22 protein-coding genes are annotated in these 21352 nt (G+C 56.2%); 7 read left to right on the top strand and 15 right to left on the bottom strand.

Annotated elements, in window-relative coordinates; all coding sequences use genetic code 11:
• Nucleotides 1-315 precede the first annotated feature (315 nt).
• The 5 genes from yqaB to UR289_RS20820 all read left to right on the top strand — a co-directional run bounded on the left by yqaB (nt 316) and on the right by UR289_RS20820 (nt 4423).
• Complete coding sequence (gene yqaB, locus UR289_RS20840) at nt 316-882, top strand: fructose-1-phosphate/6-phosphogluconate phosphatase (RefSeq protein ID WP_032648006.1); 567 nt, start codon at nt 316-318, stop codon at nt 880-882.
• Complete coding sequence (locus tag UR289_RS20835) at nt 879-1307, top strand: YqaA family protein (protein ID WP_008499541.1); 429 nt, start codon at nt 879-881, stop codon at nt 1305-1307. The genes yqaB and UR289_RS20835 overlap by 4 nt, the downstream gene beginning before the upstream one ends.
• 83 nt (nt 1308-1390) lie before the next feature.
• Nucleotides 1391-2935 (top strand): glutamate--cysteine ligase, encoded by a 1545-nt coding sequence (gene gshA / locus UR289_RS20830; RefSeq protein WP_033146364.1) that lies wholly within the window; start codon nt 1391-1393, stop codon nt 2933-2935.
• 153 nt (nt 2936-3088) lie between these two features.
• Nucleotides 3089-3604: an S-ribosylhomocysteine lyase gene (gene luxS / locus UR289_RS20825; RefSeq protein WP_014884972.1), complete on the top strand. Its 516-nt coding sequence runs from the start codon at nt 3089-3091 to the stop codon at nt 3602-3604.
• A 54-nt stretch (nt 3605-3658) separates the two neighbouring features.
• Nucleotides 3659-4423: an AraC family transcriptional regulator gene (locus UR289_RS20820; RefSeq protein WP_033146363.1), complete on the top strand. Its 765-nt coding sequence runs from the start codon at nt 3659-3661 to the stop codon at nt 4421-4423.
• Here the strand turns inward: UR289_RS20820 and leuA are convergent.
• The 13 genes from leuA to UR289_RS20755 all read right to left on the bottom strand — a co-directional run bounded on the left by leuA (nt 4410) and on the right by UR289_RS20755 (nt 19171).
• Nucleotides 4410-6065, bottom strand: coding sequence for a 2-isopropylmalate synthase (gene leuA, locus UR289_RS20815; RefSeq protein ID WP_221703044.1), 1656 nt, complete (start codon nt 6063-6065; stop codon nt 4410-4412). The genes UR289_RS20820 and leuA overlap by 14 nt on opposite strands.
• Before the next feature lie 96 nt (nt 6066-6161).
• Nucleotides 6162-7709: a multidrug efflux MFS transporter permease subunit EmrB gene (gene emrB / locus UR289_RS20810; RefSeq protein WP_032660391.1), complete on the bottom strand. Its 1548-nt coding sequence runs from the start codon at nt 7707-7709 to the stop codon at nt 6162-6164.
• Nucleotides 7710-7725: 16 nt separating this feature from the next.
• The gene (emrA, locus tag UR289_RS20805; RefSeq protein WP_023308934.1) at nt 7726-8898 is read right to left on the bottom strand and encodes a multidrug efflux MFS transporter periplasmic adaptor subunit EmrA; all 1173 of its coding nucleotides are present in this window, start codon (nt 8896-8898) and stop codon (nt 7726-7728) included.
• Between the two features lie 126 nt (nt 8899-9024).
• On the bottom strand, nt 9025-9555 hold the full coding sequence (gene mprA, locus UR289_RS20800; protein ID WP_023333174.1) for a transcriptional repressor MprA: 531 nt from the start codon (nt 9553-9555) through the stop codon (nt 9025-9027).
• A 313-nt stretch (nt 9556-9868) separates the two neighbouring features.
• Nucleotides 9869-11053 carry an MFS transporter gene (locus UR289_RS20795; RefSeq protein WP_039263411.1) on the bottom strand — a complete coding sequence of 395 codons (1185 nt, stop codon included), beginning with the start codon at nt 11051-11053 and terminating at the stop codon, nt 9869-9871.
• Nucleotides 11054-11267: 214 nt separating this feature from the next.
• Nucleotides 11268-12263, bottom strand: a complete 996-nt coding sequence (gene proX / locus UR289_RS20790) for a glycine betaine/L-proline ABC transporter substrate-binding protein ProX (protein WP_048976894.1) — start codon at nt 12261-12263, stop codon at nt 11268-11270.
• Nucleotides 12264-12272: 9 nt separating this feature from the next.
• Nucleotides 12273-13343 carry a glycine betaine/L-proline ABC transporter permease ProW gene (proW, locus tag UR289_RS20785; protein WP_320711500.1) on the bottom strand — a complete coding sequence of 357 codons (1071 nt, stop codon included), beginning with the start codon at nt 13341-13343 and terminating at the stop codon, nt 12273-12275.
• Nucleotides 13327-14538, bottom strand: coding sequence for a glycine betaine/L-proline ABC transporter ATP-binding protein ProV (gene proV, locus UR289_RS20780; protein ID WP_167818907.1), 1212 nt, complete (start codon nt 14536-14538; stop codon nt 13327-13329). Before proV ends, proW begins: the two co-directional genes overlap by 17 nt.
• Nucleotides 14539-14869: 331 nt before the next feature.
• Nucleotides 14870-15829, bottom strand: coding sequence for a class 1b ribonucleoside-diphosphate reductase subunit beta (gene nrdF, locus UR289_RS20775; protein WP_048979798.1), 960 nt, complete (start codon nt 15827-15829; stop codon nt 14870-14872).
• A 9-nt stretch (nt 15830-15838) separates the two neighbouring features.
• On the bottom strand, nt 15839-17983 hold the full coding sequence (gene nrdE, locus UR289_RS20770) for a class 1b ribonucleoside-diphosphate reductase subunit alpha (RefSeq protein WP_232938807.1): 2145 nt from the start codon (nt 17981-17983) through the stop codon (nt 15839-15841).
• Nucleotides 17956-18366, bottom strand: a complete 411-nt coding sequence (nrdI, locus tag UR289_RS20765) for a class Ib ribonucleoside-diphosphate reductase assembly flavoprotein NrdI (protein WP_021241965.1) — start codon at nt 18364-18366, stop codon at nt 17956-17958. Before nrdI ends, nrdE begins: the two co-directional genes overlap by 28 nt.
• On the bottom strand, nt 18363-18602 hold the full coding sequence (nrdH, locus tag UR289_RS20760; protein ID WP_045889183.1) for a glutaredoxin-like protein NrdH: 240 nt from the start codon (nt 18600-18602) through the stop codon (nt 18363-18365). The genes nrdI and nrdH overlap by 4 nt, the downstream gene beginning before the upstream one ends.
• A 242-nt stretch (nt 18603-18844) precedes the next feature.
• A complete protein-coding gene (locus UR289_RS20755) occupies nt 18845-19171 on the bottom strand; it encodes a DUF883 domain-containing protein (RefSeq protein WP_232938808.1) in 327 nt (108 codons plus the stop codon).
• A 160-nt stretch (nt 19172-19331) separates the two neighbouring features.
• On the opposite strand from UR289_RS20755, the gene UR289_RS20750 reads away from it, so the two are divergent.
• Nucleotides 19332-19676, top strand: a complete 345-nt coding sequence (locus tag UR289_RS20750) for a DUF2002 family protein (protein WP_023308923.1) — start codon at nt 19332-19334, stop codon at nt 19674-19676.
• Between the two features lie 32 nt (nt 19677-19708).
• Here UR289_RS20750 and alaE read toward each other — a convergent pair whose 3' ends face one another.
• On the bottom strand, nt 19709-20158 hold the full coding sequence (gene alaE, locus UR289_RS20745; protein WP_246946573.1) for an L-alanine exporter AlaE: 450 nt from the start codon (nt 20156-20158) through the stop codon (nt 19709-19711).
• Between the two features lie 496 nt (nt 20159-20654).
• Here alaE and stpA point away from each other — a divergent pair, with 496 nt between their 5' ends.
• A complete protein-coding gene (stpA, locus tag UR289_RS20740; protein WP_033146355.1) occupies nt 20655-21059 on the top strand; it encodes a DNA-binding protein StpA in 405 nt (134 codons plus the stop codon).
• Nucleotides 21060-21097: 38 nt separating this feature from the next.
• Here the strand turns inward: stpA and UR289_RS20735 are convergent, their stop codons facing one another.
• The gene (locus UR289_RS20735; RefSeq protein ID WP_023308920.1) at nt 21098-21277 is read right to left on the bottom strand and encodes a hypothetical protein; all 180 of its coding nucleotides are present in this window, start codon (nt 21275-21277) and stop codon (nt 21098-21100) included.
• Between the last annotated feature and the right edge of the window lie 75 nt (nt 21278-21352).

The raw sequence follows: 21352 nt of genomic DNA, 5'->3' as shown, positions 1-21352 counted from the left end.
ATAGAGTACTCGGCTACGAACCGAGCGGTCGGAGGTTCGAATCCTCCCGGATGCACCATATTCTCCGAGATAATAGCCACGCTGTTGTTTCAAGGTCTGCGAGTTAATCGCAAGCACCAGGGAGGATAACGTTGCTTCAGCAACGGCCCGCAGGGCGAGGCGCAGCCGAGTAATCCTCCCGGATGCACCATCTCTTCTGTTATTCCCTTCGATGTTTATTTCTTAATCACTCTCGTAGTTATGGCTTCTCAGTCAGCGACAAAAATCACCATTTACGATAAAGTAATGCTTTGTTAATCGTTTAGCGAGAGCACGATGTACGCACAGTATGACGGTTTGATCTTCGATATGGACGGCACTCTCCTGGATACCGAACCCACGCATCGTCAAGCCTGGACTGACGTCCTGGGCCGCTACGGCATGCGTTTCGATCTTCAGGCGATGATTGCCCTCAACGGATCTCCCACCTGGCGTATTGCGCAGGCCGTGATTGAACTGAATCAGGCCGATCTCGACCCGCACCTGCTCGCGCGCGAAAAAACCGATGCGGTAAAAGCCATGCTTTTAGATACCGTACGCCCTCTGCCGCTGATTGATGTGGTAAAAGAGTGGCACGGGCGCCGCCCGATGTCTGTAGGAACCGGGAGCGAAAGCGCGATTGCAGAAGCTTTGCTCAACCATCTTGGCCTGCGCCACTATTTTTCTGCCGTGGTCGCCGCCGATCATGTTAAACATCACAAGCCCGCACCGGACACCTTCCTGCTTTGCGCAGAATTAATGGGCGTCCCGGCGGCAAAATGTGTCGTGTTTGAAGACGCCGATTTCGGCATTCAGGCCGCGCGTGATGCCGGAATGGATGCGGTGGATGTGCGCTTACTGTGAGTGACGCGCTGTCACTTGCCTCATTATTCGCCAGCAGTTTTTTAAGCGCCACGCTGTTACCGGGAAATTCGGAAGTGGTGCTGGTGGCGATGCTGTTGTCCGGCGTGAGTCAGCCCTGGCTGCTTGTATTAATAGCAACAATGGGTAATAGCCTTGGAGGGCTGACTAACGTTATTCTTGGGCGTTTCTTTCCGCTGCGCGAAAAATCGCGCTGGCAGGAAAAGGCAGTCGGCTGGCTAAAACGCTATGGCGCTGCCACGCTGTTATTAAGCTGGATGCCTGTAATAGGCGATTTACTGTGTCTGCTGGCGGGATGGATGCGCATCTCCTGGGGACCGGTGCTCTTTTTTTTGTGCCTTGGCAAGGCGTTGCGCTATGTTCTCGTGGCGTGGGCAACACTACAGGGTATGACGTGGTGGCACTAATTGGTGGAATGAATACGCGACCTTCAATCGTCAACCATTACAATTATGCTGAGTAACATTACTTTGACAGGCGGGAGGTCAATTTGATCCCGGACGTATCTCAGGCGCTGGCCTGGCTGGAAAACCACCCTCAGGCATTGAAGGGTATTCAGCGTGGTCTTGAGCGTGAAACGCTGCGCGTTAACGCGGACGGTAGCTTAGCGACGACGGGTCACCCGAAGGCGTTAGGCTCGGCGCTGACACATAAATGGATCACAACCGATTTCGCTGAGGCACTGCTGGAGTTCATCACGCCAGTAGAGGGTGATATTGATCATATGCTGACGATCATGCGCGATATCCATCGCTACACCGCGCGCAACATGGGCGACGAACGTATGTGGCCCCTCAGCATGCCGTGCTATATCGAGCAGGGCCAGGAGATTGAGCTGGCGCAGTACGGCACGTCAAATATCGGCCGGCTGAAAACGCTCTATCGCGAAGGGCTGAAAAACCGGTACGGCGCGTTGATGCAGACGATCTCGGGCGTGCATTACAACTTCTCGCTGCCAATGGCGTTCTGGCAGGCGAAATGCGGTGAAACGGATAAAGACGCGATCTCTGAAGGCTACTTCCGCCTGATCCGCAACTATTACCGTTTCGGCTGGGTGATCCCGTATCTGTTTGGTGCCTCCCCGGCGATCTGTTCTTCGTTCCTGCAGGGGAAACCGACCACGCTGCCGTTCGAGAAGACCGAGTGCGGAATGTACTATCTCCCGTATGCCACCTCTCTGCGCCTGAGCGATCTCGGTTATACCAATAAATCGCAAAGCAATCTCGGTATTACGTTTAACGAATTGCACGAATATGTGGCAGGATTGAAGCGGGCGATCAAAACCCCGTCGGAAGAGTACGAGAAAATCGGCCTCGAAAAAGACGGCAAGCGCCTGCAAATCAACAGCAATGTGCTGCAGATTGAAAACGAGCTGTATGCGCCTATTCGTCCTAAGCGCGTAACGCGCAGCGGTGAAACCCCGTCGGATGCGCTGCAGCGCGGCGGGATCGAATACATTGAAGTGCGTTCGCTGGATATCAACCCGTTCTCACCGATTGGCGTTGATGAGCAGCAGATTCGCTTCCTGGATCTGTTTATGGTCTGGTGCGTGCTGGCGGATGCGCCGGAAATGAGTTCAGACGAACTGCTCTGCACCCGTACAAACTGGAATCGCGTGATTCTGGAAGGGCGTAAGCCGGGCCTTACGCTGGGTATCGGCTGCGAAACGGCACAGTTCCCGCTGACCAAAGTCGGCAAAGATCTGTTCCGCGACCTGAAGCGTGTTGCCCGCACAATGGACAGCATCGACGGCGGCGACGCGTATCAACAGATCTGCGACCAGCTGGTGGAATGTTTTGATAATCCGGAACTGACGTTCTCAGCGCGTATTCTGCGTTCTATGATCGATCAGGGCATTGGCGGCACCGGGCGTTCACTCTCAGCGGAGTACCGCGAGATGCTGATGCAGGAGCCGTTAGAAGTGCTGAGCGAAGCGGATTTTGTCGCGGAACGCGATGCGTCCGTGGTGCGTCAGAAAGAGGTTGAAGCGGCGGATACCGAGTCGTTTGAGGCGTTTCTGGCGAAGCAGTCTTAAGCAGAAAAGAAAAAGGCCACATCGCTGTGGCCAAAATATACATCTCTGAATTCAGGGATGATGATAACAAATGCGCGTCTTTCATATACTCAGACGTGCATTCTGTAGAAGAGTTCAGTTTATTTTAAAAAAAATCACTGTCGGAGGTGACGTATGCCGTTATTAGATAGCTTTACTGTCGACCATACCCGTATGGAAGCACCTGCAGTACGCGTGGCGAAGACCATGCACACCCCGCACGGCGACACGATCACCGTCTTCGATCTGCGTTTCTGCGTGCCAAATAAAGAAGTGATGCCAGAGAAAGGCATTCATACCCTGGAACACCTGTTCGCCGGTTTCATGCGTGACCATCTGAACGGCAACGGCGTTGAGATCATCGACATCTCTCCGATGGGCTGCCGTACCGGTTTCTACATGAGCCTGATTGGCCAGCCAGAAGAGAAACGCGTCGCTGATGCGTGGAAAGCGGCGATGGAAGACGTGCTGAAGGTGAAAGAGCAGAACCAGATCCCTGAGCTGAACGTTTACCAGTGCGGTACTTACCAGATGCACTCTCTGGAAGAAGCGCAGGACATCGCGCGTCACATCATCGAGCGTGATGTTCGCGTGAACAGCAACGAAGAGCTGGCCCTGCCAAAAGAAAAACTGCAGGAACTGCACATCTAGTGCACCTTTTCCCTCTCCCTCCGGGAGAGGGTAGGGTGAGGGTGGTTTAACCCCATGACCACAACCTCAACATTCTCCTTTACCCATCGTCCCCTCGTTCCGTTTGCCCATGATTACGCTCATGGTGACAGCGAGCCGTGGCATGAGCACGACTGCGCGCAGCTGTTGCACACCCTGAGCGGTGTGGTACGGGTCGATACGGCTTCGGGCTGTTGGGTTGTTCCTCCCGGTCGCGGCGTCTGGCTACCAGCGGGGACCCGCCACTCGCTTCGCATCACCGGCAACGTGGCGGCGCGAACGCTGTTTATCGATCCGCTGGCGCGGGCCGATCTCCCGGCCACCTGTCAGATCGTGCAGATCGCGCCGCTGTTGCGCGAGCTGATCCTCGTCTCCCTTGCTTTACCTGAATCGTACTCGCCCGGCAGCCGGGATGAACGCGTCTATGAACTCATTCTCGATGAAATCCGCACCATGCCGGTGCTGCCGTTTCACCTGCCGGAGCCGGAAGGCGAGGCGTTACGTCACCTGTGTTTGCAAATCCGGCAAAACGCGGGGGAGAGCTGGAGCAGCGCGCAGGCCGCGAGCATGATGAACATGAGCGAACGCACCCTGAACCGCCATTTTCAGCAGCAGACGGGATTAAGCTACGGCGAGTGGTTGAGAAGGGCGCGCCTGCTGGAAGCCTTAGTGCGGCTGGCGCAGGGCCAGCCGGTACTACGCGTGGCGCTGGATCTGGGTTACGGCAGCCACAGCGCCTTTACGGCGATGTTCCGCCGGGTAATGGGCGTCTCACCCAGCGATTACTTTAAGAACGACTGACGGCGTTTAAAAGCGCCTGAAGCGACGCGCGCGCCACGTCGCTGTCGATGCCCACGCCCCAGCGGCTGCTCCCGTCCTGGAACAGGCAGCGGATGTAGGCCACCGAGCGGCTGTCGCTGCGTTCGCCTAACGTATGCTCGTGATAATCCTTAATCACGAACGGGGCGCTGATCCAGCGGCTTAAGCCTTGAGCGGCGGCGGAGAGCAGACCGTTACCCTGACCTTCCAGCTGACGCGTTCCCCCCTGCGTAGCGATGCTTGCCGTCAAACGCAGCTGGCCGTCCTGCTGGCTGTCGCTGCGGTAGGATTGCAGCGCAAACTGCGGCGTGGCTACCAGCCCGTAGCGGGTGCGGAACAGCTGCCACAGCGCATTCTGCGTCATCTCTTTTCCGTGGCGATCGGTTTCCTGCTGCACGTGCTGGCTGAAATCCTGCTGCAGGGCGCGAGGTAATTTCAGACCATGATTCTGTTCGATGAGCCACGCGCTGCCGCTTTTCCCTGACTGGCTGTTGACGCGGATCACCGCTTCGTAGGTGCAGCCGATATCCTGCGGATCGACGGGCAGATACGGCATCTCCCAGCGATCGCCAGGCCTGCGGGCATCAAAGCCTTTTTTGATCGCATCCTGGTGCGAGCCGGAGAAGGCGGTATAGGCCAGTCGTCCTGCCCACGGGTGGCGCGGATGCACCGGCAGCTGGTTGCAGGCTTCCACCACTTCCACGACCCGGTTCATATCGCTAAAGTCGAGATTCGGGCTGACGCCCTGGCTGTAGAGATTCATCGCCAGCGTCACCAGGCAGACGTTGCCCGTGCGCTCGCCGTTACCAAATAGACAGCCCTCCACGCGATCTGCGCCCGCCATCACGGCCAGCTCGGCGCTGGCGACGCCGGTACCGCGGTCGTTATGCGGATGTACGCTGATGCAGACATCCCGGCGGCGGCTGAAGTGGCGACAGAAATACTCGATCTGATCGGCATAGACGTTCGGCGTGCTCACTTCGACGGTGGCCGGTAAGTTGATCACCATGGGCCGTTCGTCGCACGGCTGCCAGATCTCCGCCACGGCTTCACAGATCTCCAGCGCAAACTCCGGCTCGGTAAAGCAGAAGGTCTCCGGGGAATACTCATACTGCCAGCGAGTGTCCGGGTTCTCTTCACACAGCTGACGAATAAGCCGTGTGGAGCGCGTCGCCAGCTCAACGATTTGCGCTTTCTCCATGCCGAACACCAGGCGGCGGAACAGCGGGGCGGTGGCGTTATACAGATGGACGGTGGCCTGTTTCGCACCGCGCAGGGATTCGAAAGTGCGATGGATGAGATCTTCCCGCGCCTGGGTTAGTACCTGAATCGTGACGTCATCCGGGATGCGGTTCTCTTCAATCAGCTGGCGAACGAAGTTGAAGTCGGTCTGCGAGGCGGATGGGAAAGCCACCTCAATTTCTTTAAAGCCGCAGCCCAGCAGCAGATCCCAGAACTGCAGCTTGCGGGTGCTGTCCATGGGCTCAGCAAGGGCCTGGTTGCCGTCGCGTAAGTCGGTTGAGAGCCAGCGCGGCGCGCGGGTGATGCGTTGCTCCGGCCAGCGGCGGTCGGGCAGGGAAAGGGTCGGATAGGGTTGGTACTTGTCGGCGGGTGTGTTCAGCATGATGCGCTCCTGTTGTCTTTTCACTATCGTGAATGGATTTCAGGAGCGCTGCTTTATCGACACTGACAATCGCTGTCGCGTTCTGGACAACGCGATTTAGTGCGCGCCACCGCCGCCGCTACCGGCGCCAAACGGTGGTTTAGCAAACCACACCAGTCCCAGCAGGACGATAAAGATCCCTGCCGATATCCAGAAAATCTCGTTGGCCGAGATAATCAGACCCTGATTGGTGATCTGCTGGGCAATCCAGCCGGACGCCTGCTGTTCCGTCATACCCATTCCCTGCAGCTGGTTGTACATCTGCTGAGAGTTCGGGTTGAACGGGTTCACCGCTTCGGTCAGCTGCGCATGGTGCATCGATTCACGGTTCGTCCACAGGGTGGTGGTGATCGACGTACCTATCGAGCCCGCCAGCGTTCGCGTAAAGTTCGACAGGCTCGATGCGGCCGCCATGCGCTCAGGCGGTAAACCGGAAAGCGTGATGGTGGTCAGTGGCATAAAGAAGCACGCCACGGCAAAGCCCTGAATAAACTGCGGCCACGCGGACGCGCCAAAGTCCATTCCCGGTTCGAACGTATACGCGCGCCAGTAGAAGCACACGGCGTACATGATAAAGCTGAACGTCACCAGCCGGCGCATGTCGAGCTTGTGGGCGAAGCGGCCAATAATCGGCGACAGCAGAACCGGAATCAATCCAACCGGCGCCGAGGCTAAACCTGCCCAGGTTGCGGTGTAGCCGTATACCTCCTGCAACAGCTGCGGCAGCAGTACAATCGCGCCGAAGTAGAGCATGTAGGCGAGGCTGATACACAGACAGCCTATGGTGAAGTTTCGCGACTTAAACAGCGACAGGTCGACTATCGGGTTATCGTCCGTCAGCTCCCAGACAATCAGGAAGCTCAGCGACACCACCGCGACAATCGTCAGGATGATGATCTCCCTGGAGTTGAACCAGTCCAGCTCTTTGCCCTGGTCGAGCATGACCTGCAGGCTACCGATGCCGACAACCAGCAGTGCCAGACCAATGGCGTCGATACGCCGCTGTTCCGTCCGGGTTTCTCTGCCGCGCAGCGACTGGAGCGTCAGCATTACCACGAGGGCGCCAATCGGTACGTTGATGAAGAAGATCCAGCCCCAGTGATAGTTGTCGCTGATATAGCCGCCTAAGATAGGCCCGCAAATCGGCGCGACAATCACGGTCATTGACCACAGCGCCAGCGCAATCGAGCGTTTGGCTGGCGGGTAGTTGTTCAGCAGTAAGCTCTGCGACAGCGGGATCAGCGGCCCGGCGACAATCCCCTGAATGACGCGGAAGAAAATCAGCATCGTCAGGCTGCTGGACATGCCGCACGCCCAGGAGGCAAGAACGAACAATACCGTTGACCAGAGGAACAGCTTCACTTCACCGACGCGCTTTGCCAGCCAGCCGGTAATCGGAATGGAGATGGCGTTTGCCACCCCAAACGAGGTAATGACCCAGGTCCCCTGGCTCAGCGACGAGCCAAGGTTACCGGCGATGGTCGGGATCGCCACGTTTGCGATGGTGGAGTCCAGCACCTGCATGAATGTCGCCAGCGACAGCGCGATGGTCATAATGACCAGCTGCGCGCCTTCCAGCGGTTTTTGCGGCTTTTGCTGTTGCATAACGCTCACCTTCGGATTAACCGGCGTTTGCCTTCACGATGTCATCGATCAGCTTGTTGACCGGATCGAGGCTAATTTCACGGGCGTTACTTTCATAAGCCGGGCTGCTGCGCACCTGGCTTGCCAGGATCTGACCGTCGCGGTTGGCGGTGTCGACCGTCACCAGCGTAGAGAGGCCGATACGCAGCGGGTGATCCGCCAGCTGTTTGGCATCCAGCTCAATACGCACGGGCAGACGCTGAACCACTTTGATCCAGTTACCGGTGGCGTTTTGCGCAGGCAGCAGGGAGAAGGCGCTGCCGGTCCCCATGTCCAGGCCGACCACTTTACCGGTGTACTTCACGTCATCGCCATAGATGTCGCTGACAACCGTCGCGCTCTGGCCGATACGCATATGGGCAAGCTGCGTCTCTTTAAAGTTGGCGTCTACCCACAGATTGTCTGCCGGCACGACCGCCATCAGCGGCGTGGTTGGGCTAATCTGCGCCCCTGGCTGGACGGAACGACGGGAGACATAGCCGGTCATCGGGCTGACGATTTTGGTACGCTGCAGGGCAAGCCACGCGTTGCGCACTTCGGTCGCCGCCTGCTGTACGGCAGGCTGGTTTTCCAGACTGGTCCCCAGCACCATCGCCTGGTTGGCGTTGTACTGTTGAATGGCCACATCCAGCTGTGCCTGAGCGCTGGCAACGGCATCGCGGGCGTGCTGCAGCTCTTCACGGCCAATCAGGTTAGCCGTGCCGAGCGGTACGCGGCGGTTCAGGTCGCTCTGCGCCTGCGCCAGCGCCGTTTTCTGCACGTCGATGTTGGCCTGCAGCTGTTTGCTGTTGATCATCAGCTGGCGGGTCTGACGGACGCTGGAGGCCAGCGCGGTCTGTGCTTTTTCAAACGCCTGCTGGGCGTCGGTTGGATCGAGGGTCACCAACACATCGCCTTTTTGCACAAAGTCGGTATTGTCAGCCCAGACTTTCGTCACGCTGCCCGACACCTGCGCCATAATTTGTACCTGGTTCCCTGCCACGTACGCGTCGTCAGTCTCTTCAGCATGACGCAGTACTAAAAACCAATAGATCCCATATGCCACGGCAATAATGATAAAGAGCAAGGTCAACAGAAGAAGGGCGCTCTTACGTTTGCCTTTCTTGTTGGCCGGTTGCTGCGGGGTAGTGCTCTCCGCATTTGCGCTCATTGTTGTTCTCCACGATCTTCTTATTTTCACATCGGCTGAGCCGACCTGTTGTCAGAAAGGCCAGCACTGTGACGTGCTGGCCTGTCGGTTTTCTTATGAATCTGGAATGGTGAGCGTGTCGTCGCGTTAGCGCAGCGCCTCAAGAACGGCGCCGTCTTCATCCATCTGGTCCAGACGGGTGAGCAGCTTGCGAGTGATGTGCTCAAGCTGGTCGCGCTCGGCGGTGCTGAGGACAGACCAGAGTTTGTGCAGGCAATTGTGCTGAGGTGGCAGCACCTCGCGCAGGAACTGGTGACCTTTATCGGTCAGTTGCAGATGCAGGCAGCGGCGATCGTTGTCGCTTTCACGGCGCTCAATCCAGCCGCGCTTTTCGAGTTCATCGGCAATACGGGTCGCATTGGTACGGGAGGAGCCCAGCGCGCAGCTCAGTTCGGAAGGCTGAATGCTGTGATTTTCCTGAGACTCCAGCGTAATCAACGCCATAAACAACGTCTCGTTAATCCCTTGAGCTTTCAGCATTTTATTACGGTTTTCCAGTAGCTTACCCTGCATGTGCATGCACAGGCGAGTCAGCAGGATTTCCTGATACGGGAAGTCCTCATGGCGACTGGCGCGGAATTTAAGCATTTGTTCAATGGGCGTAAACGAACTATCCATTTGGGCATAACCTCATTAATTACAGCCGATATAGTAACGACAGTGACAAATAATGTAAATGAATTATTTGTGCGGTTATATCCGCCAAACTTATGTCACCATCAGAAAGCGCCGGGTAAGTCCGTGACCCGGTGAGCACAGAAAGCGTTGGGTGTGAACCCGCTGAAGAGAGGATGTGAGGACGGGGGTCTGAACTATTCATGCCGATTGTAAATATGTCACCCACATTAAAATTTCTGGGATAAATGATTACGTTTACATTAACAGAGTGAAGGGCCTCTTAACACCCTAAGAGGCCAACTCAATGTAAATGTTAGTTAATTGCATCCTGACGGTGATAACCGCGCCACCATACTAGCAGGTTGAGGGTGGCGACGATGGCCCCGATCGCGCATACCCCCGACCAGCCCGCATGCTGCCACGCCGACGCAGAAATAAGCGAACCCGCCGCGCCGCCGATGAAGTAGCTGGTCATGTATCCTGCCGTCAGGCGGTTACGCGCCTCTGGCTTCACGCGATAGATGACGGTCTGATTGGTAATGTGAACGCCCTGAACGGTGAGATCGAGCACCAGGATACCGACGATCAGCGCCAGCACCGAGATGTGTCCGTACCAGATCGCCGCCCAGGAGAGCAGAAGTAAAACCAGCCCTGCGGAGGTGGTCAGGTGGGATTTGCCCTTGTCGGCCAGCCCGCCAGCGGGGCGTGCGCCCAGCGCGCCTGCGGCACCGGCCAGGCCGAACAGGCCAATCACCCCTTCGGAATAATTGAACGGCGGCGCGGCCAGCAAAAACGCCATTGACGTCCAGAGAATGCTGAAGTTAGCGAAGGTGAAACAGCCCAGCAGGGCGCGGGTGCGCAGAAGCTTGTCCTGCGTAAACAGGCTGAAAACGGAGGCCAGCAGCTGAGGATAGTTCAGGTGGTTTTCCTGCTTCACTTTTGGCAGCCCGCGCCACAGCGCCAGCGCCATGACGACCATCAGCACGCTCGCCACCCAGTATACGGTGCGCCAGCCGCCGAGGCTTGCCAGCAGCCCTGCAACGGTACGCGCCAGCAAAATCCCCAGCAGCAGGCCGCTCATGATGGTGCCCACCACCTTGCCGCGTTTTTCCGGGGAGGCGAGGGTCGCGGCGAGCGGGACCAGGATTTGCGCCACCACGGAGAACAGCCCTGTAAGCGCGGTTCCGACGATCATCATCGTCAGCGACTGGCTGCTGGCGGTGATCAGCATTCCACCGGCGGCCAGCAGGGTCATGGAGACGATCAGCATTCGGCGTTCAAACATATCGCCGAGCGGCACCAGGAACAGCAGCCCGGCGGCATAGCCCAGCTGTGCAGCGGTGACGATAAAGCCTGCGGAGCTGGCGGAGAGATTGAACGCGCGGGCGATGGTGTCGAGAAGGGGTTGCGCGTAATAGTTGCTGGCGACCGCCAGACCCGTTGCCACGGACATTAAAAGGATGAGTGCGGGGCTAAGCCCTTGAGCTGTTTTTGTCATTAGTTTCAGGAATCGTTAGTTGAGTGATTATTTTTCCGGAAACCATAATAGCTAATGATTGTGAAAGTTGGGGGATTGTTGGGTGATGTATTGTGCGGTTTAGGGGGATTGTGCGGTTTGATCCCCTCACCCCGGCCCTCTCCCAAGGGGAGAGGGAGGTCATCGTCCCCTCTCCCTCTGGGAGAGGGTTAGGGTGAGGGGTAGGGTTTTGTTTTTACTTCTGCGCTTCAAGCGCCTCTTTCACCCAGCCGTCAAACTGCTGCTGGTGGGCTTTGATCCAGCCGTCAACGTGGCCTTTCACATCCGCTTCAGACGATTTGCCCGCATGCATCATCGCGTTCTGGGCATTGATGTCCGCCAGCGGCAGCTTCATCACCGAGAACAGCTTCGCCGCCGCCGGGTTTTTCTCCGCCCAGGCTTTATTAGCCACGATGTGCATGGTATTCACCGGGAAGCCGTAGTTCATGCCGTTCGGCAGCTTGGTGTCGATATCTTTCTGCTCGCCCGGCAGGGAGGAGAACGGCACCTGCAGCCACACCACGTCTTTGCCCGGCTTCAGCACGTCGCTTACCCAGTACGGCGTCCAGGTGTAGTAGATCACCGGTTTACCCTCTTTGAAGCGGGCAATGGTGTCGGCCATCATCGCTGAATAGTTGCCGTGGCTCACGTCGACGGTTTTTGCCAGGTCAAAGGCTTTGTTCTGGTGGTTAATCACTGCTTCACAGCCCCAGCCCGGCGAGCAGCCCATCATGTCGGCCTTGCCGTCACCGTTGGTGTCGAACAGCCTGGCGATCTTCGGATCTTTCAGCTGTTCAATATTGGTGATGTGGTACTGGTCCGCAGTTTTCTTGTCAATCAGATACCCCTGCGCCGCACCCGTCACGAAGGTCCCCTCGCGATAGAATTTCTTGTCGCCACCGGCGGCGGCATACATGTCGTCGTGCAGCGGCTGCCAGTTGACGGCGGTAAAGGTGGCGTCACCGGAGGCAATCGAGGTGTAGCCCACGTTGTAATCTACTTCGCTCGGCGTGTTAACCGTGTAGCCCAGCTTCTCCAGCGCGCGGCTGACGATCAGGGTCTGGAAGCTCTCTTCCGAAATGGTGCTCTGCACCGGCTGTACGGTAATGCCTTTGCCAGGCAGGTCAGCCGCAAACGCGCTGGTGGAGACAAGGGTGGCAAACGCTGTGGCAAAAAGTACGTTATGTCGCATCGTTGTTCCTTATTTTGATTTCGTGAAAGGGCGGGTGAGTAACCCGACAGGGCCGGTGGTATACCAGCGACGGTTGCCGCGACTGCGTGAATCACGACCGACGGCCTGAGTCAGGCGGTCAAGGATAATGGCGAGGATCACAATGCCGACGCCGCCGACGGTGGCCAGCCCCATATCGAGACGGCCAATGCCGCGCAGCACCATCTGACCCAGACCGCCAACGGCGATCATCGAGGCAATGACCACCATCGACAGGGCCAGCATCAGCGTCTGGTTAACGCCCGCCATGATGGTCGGCATCGCCAGCGGAAGCTGAACCTTAAACAGCATCTGGCGCGGACTGGCGCCGAACGAGCGTGACGCTTCGATCAGGTCCGCAGGCACCTGGTTAATCCCCAGAATGGTCAGACGAATAATCGGCGGCAGGGCGAAGATAATGGTCACTACCACCCCCGGCACGTTGCCGATGCCGAACAGCATCACGATAGGCACCAGATAGACGAACGCCGGGGTGGTCTGCATCGCATCCAGCAGCGGGCGAATTATCTTCGCCGCTCGCGGGCTGCGCGCCAGCCAGATCCCCATCGGCAGGCCGATGACAATGCAAAAGAGCAGAGCGGTCAGCACCAGCGCCAGGGTGATCATCGCCTGCGACCATGCGCCAATCGCGCCGATAGCGATCAGAGAGATAAGCGTGGCGATCCCCATCCCTGCGCTACCGAACTGCCAGGCGATCAGGGAGAACAGGATAATCGCCACCGGCGCCGGCATGCCCAGCATCAGCTGCTGGAAGCCGTTCAGGATGTAATCCACCGGGACGCGGATCCCCTGGAAGACCGGACGGAAGTGGGTGACCACCCAGTCGATCCCTTCCGTGACCCAGCTGTCCAGCGGGATCAGCGTTTTGTGGAACGGATCCATGATGTTGAAGTGTTCTGGCGCAGGCGCGGGTGCGCTGTTCAGCCAGTCTGCCGCGCCGCCGCCATCGGTCGGCGCTGGCGTGGAACCCCACGCGTCGGCGGATTGCACAGCGCTGTCCGCTGCCTCAGTGGCGCCCCACGGGTTAGATTGATCGGTCATTGTTTGCCCCCTCGCGATCTAAAGCCTGCAGCAGCATCCTTTTTGAGATGATGCCGACGTACTGTTGTTCCTCACCCACGACCGGCACGGCGCACGGCGCCTGGCCCACGTGAGAGAGCAACTCGCTGAGCGGCGTTTCGGCGTCCACGGCAAGCGGAGCGTCAATTAACGCCGCATCGATTCCCTGGTTCTCAGTGAGAGCCGTTTTCAGGGAGTCGATGGAGACAACGCCAACAAATTTATTGCCGCGTTCAACCAGATAACCGTATTCACGGTCTTCGTCCTGCAGCAGCTTCAGCGCCGAGCGAGGGCCGAAGCCTGGCGTTTTACGGATAATGCCGTTTGGCGTTCGGCGGGCAATATCTTTGGCGCTAAAGACCTGGCTAATATCCACCCCGCGAAAGAAGGTGCGGACATAATCATTCGCCGGATTATTGAGAATTTCATCCGGCGTGCCGACCTGCACCACTTCACCGTTTTGCATAATGGCAATGCGGTCGCCAATACGCATGGCTTCATCCAGATCGTGGGAAATAAAGACAATCGTTCGCTGATGTTTAGCCTGTAATTTTACCAGCTCATCCTGCATCTCGGTGCGAATTAATGGATCGAGGGCGGAGAAGGCTTCATCCATTAATAATATGTCTGGATTAATGGCTAATGCACGGGCTAATCCCACGCGCTGACGCATACCGCCGGAAAGTTCATCCGGGTACGCATGCGCATAATTTTCCAGCCCGACCTGACGCAGGGCATCAAGGGCTTTTTCCTGACGTTCCTGAGCCGGCGTGCCGGCTAATTCCATGCCGAAAGCGGTATTATCCAGCACCGTCATGTGTGGCATCAGCGCGAATGACTGGAACACCATTGCGATCTTCTTTCTGCGCACCTCGCGAAGCTCTGCGTCTGATATTCTGGCGATATCCACGCCGTCAATCAGCACCTGCCCGCGGGTGGGTTCAATCAGGCGATTGAGAAGGCGAACCATAGTGGATTTACCCGAACCGGATAATCCCATGATGACAAAAATCTCGCCTTCTTCAATGGCCAGACTGGCGTCTTTAACGCCAAGCGATAGCCCGGTTTTTTCCAGAATTTGCTCTTTCGTAAGGCCTTTCTCAATATATTTGAATGCGCGCTGCGGGTGCTCGCCAAATACTTTATAAAGATTTTTCACTTCTAATTTAATTGCCATGCAATAGAGAGTGTCCTGTTATTTGTTTATGCCGATATGATTACCATGGTAAATTGTTAACGGGCATAACCCTAACATACTGAGAATCTGAGACAACCCTGAGTCGGGCTAAGGGCGGAATTTTGAAGTAAGCGAAACGGCTGAATTTCCCATGAATAAAGGGCTGAGGGCGGTTTGAATTTTTCTCAATTTTTTGCTGCTGCATCGGGAAATTTCGCCTGAACCGGAATCATTCAGGCGAATATGACGTGGAAATTACAGTGTAGTTGTTTTGTAAATATTGGAGAGGGAATTGTTGGGATTATATTAAATTAACGAACGTTAGCGTTCATTAAAAATCCCAGTCTTCATCCTCGGTTTCCACCGCTTTACCCATCACATACGATGAGCCCGATCCCGAGAAGAAATCGTGGTTTTCGTCGGCATTGGGCGACAGCGCGGCCAGAATCGCCGGGTTCACCTCCGCCATCTCCGGCGGGAAAAGCGCGTCGTAGCCCAGGTTCATCAGCGCCTTGTTGGCGTTGTAGCAGAGGAAGGCCTTCACGTCGTCCTCCCAGCCGGTGCCGGCGTAGAGTTCCTCCGTATAGCTCAGCTCGTTGTCGTACAGATCCATCAGCAAATCGAGCGCAAAGCCTTTAAGCTCCTCGCGCTTCGCCTCGCTGATTTTCTCCAGCCCTTTCTGATACTTATAGCCAATGTAATACCCGTGCACCGCTTCATCGCGAATGATGAGCCGAATCAAATCGGCGGTGTTGGTGAGCTTGCCCCGGCTCGACCAGTACATGGGCAGCCAGAAGCCGGAATAGAAGAGAAAAGATTCCAGGAACACGCTGGCGATCTTCTTCTTCAGCGGCTCGTCGGCGCGGTAATATTCCAGAACCAGCTCCGCCTTTCTCTGTAGTGACTCGCTCTCTTCACTCCAGGCGTAGGCCGCGTCCACGTCTTTGGTCTGGCACAGGGTCGAGAAAATAGAGCTGTAGGAGCGGGCATGCACCGCCTCCATAAAGCTGATGTTCGACATCACCGCCTCTTCGTGCGGCGTCAGCGCGTCGCTCATCAGAGCCGGTGCACCGACGGTATTCTGAATGGTGTCCAGCAGCGTCAGGCCAGTAAAGACGCGGATCGTCAGCTGCTGTTCGGCGTGGCCGAGCGTTTGCCAGGCCGGAATATCGTTGGAGAGCGGAACCTTTTCCGGCAGCCAGAAGTTGCTGGTCAGGCGGTTCCATACCTCCAGGTCTTTATCGTCCTGGATTTTGTTCCAGTTAACGGCACTCACGCGTGACAGTTTCATCCTTTCTCCTTACAGCGCGCAGGACACGCAGCCTTCGATTTCGGTGCCTTCCAGCGCAAGCTGGCGCAGGCGAATGTAGTAGAGCGTTTTGATGCCTTTCTTCCAGGCGTAGATTTGCGCTCTGTTGATATCCCGCGTGGTGGCGGTGTCCGGGAAGAACAGCGTCAGCGAAAGCCCCTGGTCCACATGTTTTGTCGCTTCGGCGTAGGTATCGATGATTTTCTCCGGGCCGATCTCATACGCGTCCTGATACAGCGCCAGGTTCTCATTGGTCATAAACGGGGCAGGGTAGTAAACGCGCCCGGTTTTGCCTTCCTTACGAATTTCAATTTTCGACACGATCGGGTGAATGCTCGACGTGGCGTGGTTGATGTAGGAAATCGATCCGGTCGGCGGGACGGCCTGCAGGTTCTGGTTATAAATGCCGTAGCGCATCACCTCGTCTCGCAGCTGCTGCCACATCTCGCGCGTCGGCAGGGTAATCCCCGCGCGGGCAAAGAGTTCGCGTACTTTTTCGGTTTTCGGCTGCCAGTCGCCTTCGAGGTACTGGCTGAAATATTCCCCGCTTGCGTAGCGGGACTGCTCAAAGCCCGCGAACCGCTGGCTGCGCTCGCGCGCCAGCATCATCGAGGTGTGCAGCGCGTGCCAGGTAATGGTGTAAAAATAGAGGTTGGTGAAATCCAGCCCTTCCGGACTGCCGTAGGCGATGCCTTCCCGCGCCAGATAGCCGTGCAGGTTCATCTGCCCCAGCCCGATGGCGTGCGACGCGGCGTTGCCTGCTTCTACAGACGGCACGCTGCGGATGTGGCTCATGTCCGATACCGCCGTCAGCCCGCGAATGGCGGTCTCCACCGTGCGGCCAAAGTCGGGGGAATCCATGGTGTGGGCAATATTCAGCGACCCGAGGTTGCAGGAGATATCCTTGCCGATGTCCGCGTAGTCCAGGTTCTCGTCGTAGGCTGACGCGCTGTTGACCTGCAAAATCTCCGAGCACAGGTTGCTCATGTTGATACGCCCGGCAATCGGGTTCGCGCGGTTCACCGTATCCTCATACATGATGTACGGATAGCCGGACTCAAACTGGATCTCCGCCAGCCGCTGGAAGAAGTCGCGGGCGTTGATGGTTTTTTTGCGGATACGATCGTCGGCCACCAGTTCGTCATAAAGTTCGCTGATGGCCACGTCGCCAAACGCTTTGCCGTAAATGCGCTCGATGTCGTATGGCGAGAAGAGCGCCATCTCGGCATTATCCTTAGCCAGCTTAAAGGTGATATCCGGGATCACCACGCCGAGCGACAGGGTTTTGATGCGAATTTTTTCGTCGGCGTTTTCGCGTTTGGTATCAAGAAAACGCAGAATGTCCGGATGATGCGCATGCAGGTAAACCGCGCCCGCGCCCTGACGCGCGCCAAGCTGGTTGGCATAGGAGAAGGCATCTTCCAGCATCTTCATCACCGGGATCACGCCGGAGGACTGGTTTTCGATGCGCTTGATCGGCGCGCCCGCTTCACGAAGGTTAGAGAGCAGAAACGCCACGCCGCCGCCGCGTTTGGAAAGCTGCAGCGCCGAGTTCACCGCGCGGCCAATCGACTCCATATTGTCTTCGATACGCAGCAGGAAGCAGGAGACCAGCTCGCCGCGCTGGGCTTTGCCGCAGTTGAGGAAGGTCGGCGTGGCGGGCTGGAAGCGTCCGGAAAGGATCTCGTCGGCGAGCTGCTCCGCCAGCGCTTCATCACCCTGCGCCAGGGTCAGCGCCACCATCGCCACGCGATCTTCAAAGCTCTCTAAGTAGCGTTTACCGTCAAAGGTCTTCAGGGTGTAGCTGGTGTAGTACTTCCACGCGCCGAGGAAGGTCTGGAAACGAAAGCCGCTGGCGTGGGCGCGCTCGAACAGCTTCACCACAAAGGCGCGGTCGTAGCGGGTGAGCACGCGCGCGTCGTAGTAGCCCTCGTTAACCAGATAGTCGAGGCGTTCATTCTGGCTTGCAAACGTCACGCTGTTGGGCCGCACGTGGGCGGCAAAAAAGGCGTCCACCGCCTCACGATCTTTATCGAACTGAATGCGCCCCTCCCGATCGTAGAGGTTAAGCATGGCGTTTAATGCGTGGTAATCCGGTGTCGCCTGAATCACCCGTTCTGCGGTTGTCGTTGCCAAAATTCGTTCACTCCTTTACGCACGTTTTCGACGTCCTGCTGTGTCCCCATCAGCTCAAAACGATAGAGATATGGCACGCCGCATTTTTGAGAAATGACATCCCCGGCGCGGCCAAAGGCATCGCCGAAATTGCGATTCCCCGCCGCGATCACGCCGCGGATTAGCCCGCGGTTATGAGGATCGTTTAGAAAGCGGATCACCTGGCGAGGCACGGCTCCTGCCGTACCGCCGCCGCCATAGCTGGGCACCACCAGAATGTAAGGTTCCTCTACCCGGATCCGCTCCCGCTCGTTCAGCGGAATGCGCACCGCAGGCAGCCCGACGCGCTCAATAAAGCGGAGCGTGTTTTCCGAGCTGCTGGAGAAGAAAACCAGCCCACTCATGCCCGGGCGGCCTGAGCGCTCAGGCGGTTAATCATGTCCGGGCGGAAGCCAGACCAGCTTGTTTCCCCGGCGACCACCACCGGAAGCTGACGAAAACCCTGCTTGCGCAGGGTATCTGCGGCCTCGGGGACCTGGTCAACATTCACCATTTCAAACGCCACGCCACGGCTTTCCATTGCCCGTTTGGTCGCGTGGCACTGAACACAATCGTTACGAGTGTAAATAATAATGCTCATGATTCGTATTTCCATTTAAAATGAGGGTACGGCGCGAATCATCGCGTCGGGTTGTGTGTATCTTGCTAAAGGAATACTAGATGTAGGTGTCTTAAGTTTCAACCATACAAGATATGGGAAATTTAGATTGATATCGCCCCTGTGATGAGCACAGCGGGGCAGGGCAGGCTGTACGGGTTTTTCAGGCTAACGGGCATAAAAATGCCCCGGCGCCTGAGGCTACCGGGGCAGAATACGCGGGATTATTTACGCAGGCTGAGCAGGGCACCGATGAAGATGCCGACCGCCGCGACGGTTCCCAGAGTACATAGCGGTTTTTCACGCACGAAGGTCGTAGCACAGCTTGCCATGTCGCAGGCAGCCTGCGTGGCGCGTGAACGTCCGTTCATACGGGCGCGGGTTTCACGGAGCAGAGACTGAGCCTTACGCTTTGCGGCATCCGCTTCGTCCTTCGCGTCACTTCCCCAGGACTTCAGCACCTCTTCCAGCGTGTCCGCTAATTGGCTGACATCATTACGAATATCCTGAGCGTCGTCGTTAATATCGTTTCGGTTCGGTCTGTTAAACATACGATCCTCCGTAATTTTGTGTTCCCGTTCAGTTTAGTTCAGAAATTTAGTATCTGAAGCGCATCACGCGTTATCCGGCAGTTTATGGACTATTCTGAAAGCCCTGCTATTGCTGAATACTGTAAGGTTGCCGGGCAGGAAAAGATAACGAGGAAAAGATATGTATTTACGACCTGACGAGGTGGCACGCGTTCTTGAAAAAGAGGGATTCACCATGGATGAGGTGACGCCAAAAGCGTATGGATATCGCCGCGGCGAGAATTATGTTTATGTTAATCGCGAAGCAAGAATGGGACGTACCGCTCTCATTATTCACCCGACGCTGAAAGACAGAAGTCTGTCATTTGCTGAGCCTGCCTCGGATATTAAAACCTGCGATCATTATCAGCAATTTCCGCTCTATTTAGGCGGTGAACGGCATGAGCATTATGGTATTCCGCACGGTTTCAGTTCGCGTATGGCGCTGGAGCGATTTTTGAAGGGACTGTTTGGCGACGTACAGTAAATCCGCGACTGGCGTGCGCCAGTCGCTTCACATCACGCTTTTGCCTGGCTGTACTGGCTGACCTTAAACAGGCGGCGGCAGTAGTCGAGGAAATAGCCGTAAACGGCTCCCATCAACATCGAAATAACAATATTCGAACTCACCGCCGCAGCGATCTGGTGCCAGTCTGCACCGACTGTCAGGAGAATGGCTACGTAAACCGGCGACTGGAACGTCACATACGCCAGAACGTCCGCCAGGCTTTTCACCCAGCCTGCAGGACTGATACGACGCGCGAAACGCATTACCGCATCGCGGTATAAACCGTAAGGCCATGCAATAATAATATTGACCGGGATCGCCACCAGACGAGAAGAAAGCGACTGCTCGAAGGACATTCCGGAGAGGAATATTTCGATCAGCATGTTCACGACGGAACAGTAAACAACCATCGCGAAAGTATCCGCCACCGCGTGGCGCAGGCGAGATTGCGGCGAGAACATGTCTGAACTCCTTGAGAAGAACACAAAAGAAACGATTTTCCTTCAGCGGTTAGTGCTTTAGGTTGGTTTGTTTGACGTGTATAGCGTATATCTCTGTGTTTAAACTAACAACTAGTGATTAATTTTTATTTAATCGCCTTTTGTCCACAAAATTCTCTAAAGTTGTTCGTTTTTTGTTCCGATCGTTATAATCTGTCTCGTTTGAGATTTTTTATATTAAAATCAAACATTTGCTTTTGTTGGTGGCGAGAAGCTGGAATCCCCACCTGATAGCGGTGGAGTATGCTGTGGTTTGGATTAAAGTTGGCTATTTATATTAATGTGGTGATTGGATTCACCGGTGTCCTGTCAGCGCCTTGCGCTATTATTAACAGCGAGTTCTAAATATATTAACGCTGATGCCCGTACGGACCCTTGGGTAGATATTTCAACTCAAATGAATTATTCTGTCGGCGATTTATCTATTTATCCCCCAAAGAAAAGGTTTTCAAATAATATGTCTTTGACGTTACAGAATCTTAATAATATCCGAACCCTGCGCGCTATGGCGCGTGAATTATCCCTGGACGTTCTTGAGGAAATGCTGGAAAAGGTCAGGGTCGTTACTGAAGAGAAACGCAGCGAGCTGACGGAATTAGAGCAGCAGCGTGCTGAGCAGCAGGAAAAAATTAATGCCCTGCTGGAGCGGATGAAAGCCGATGGTATTTCCCCGACTGACCTGCTGGGTTCTGAACTGGCGCAGGCGGGTAAGCCAGCGAAAAAGCGTAAGCCGCGTGAAGCAAAATATCGCTTTATTGACCAGAACGGCGAAGAGAAAACGTGGACCGGCCAGGGCCGCACGCCGAAGCCTATCGCCAGCGCGCTGGCAGACGGTAAATCACTGGATGATTTTCTGATCTAACGGATGAGCCGGGCGGAACACGCCGCCCGGCTGACTGTTCAGCAGACGCCGAAATCGCCTTCTTCGGTATAAGGCGCCACGTCGGCGGCTTTCAGCGTATATTTCTCGCCTTGCTCATTGCTGGCCTGGACCGCCACAATGCTGTCACCGTTCACTTCGAGCACTTTCAGTTTCGGGCCGCCTTTACGCGGTTGCACATAATCACCGACAGAAAACATATTACCTCCTCATCGTTTTAGCGATCTTCACCTTAGCCCACGCATGACGCCGGGTACAGCGTAATTCACCGATTA

Source organism: Enterobacter sp. 302C9, from assembly GCF_034106085.1.
Lineage (GTDB): Bacteria > Pseudomonadota > Gammaproteobacteria > Enterobacterales > Enterobacteriaceae > Enterobacter > Enterobacter asburiae_B.
This window is presented reverse-complemented; position numbering and strand designations above follow the sequence as displayed.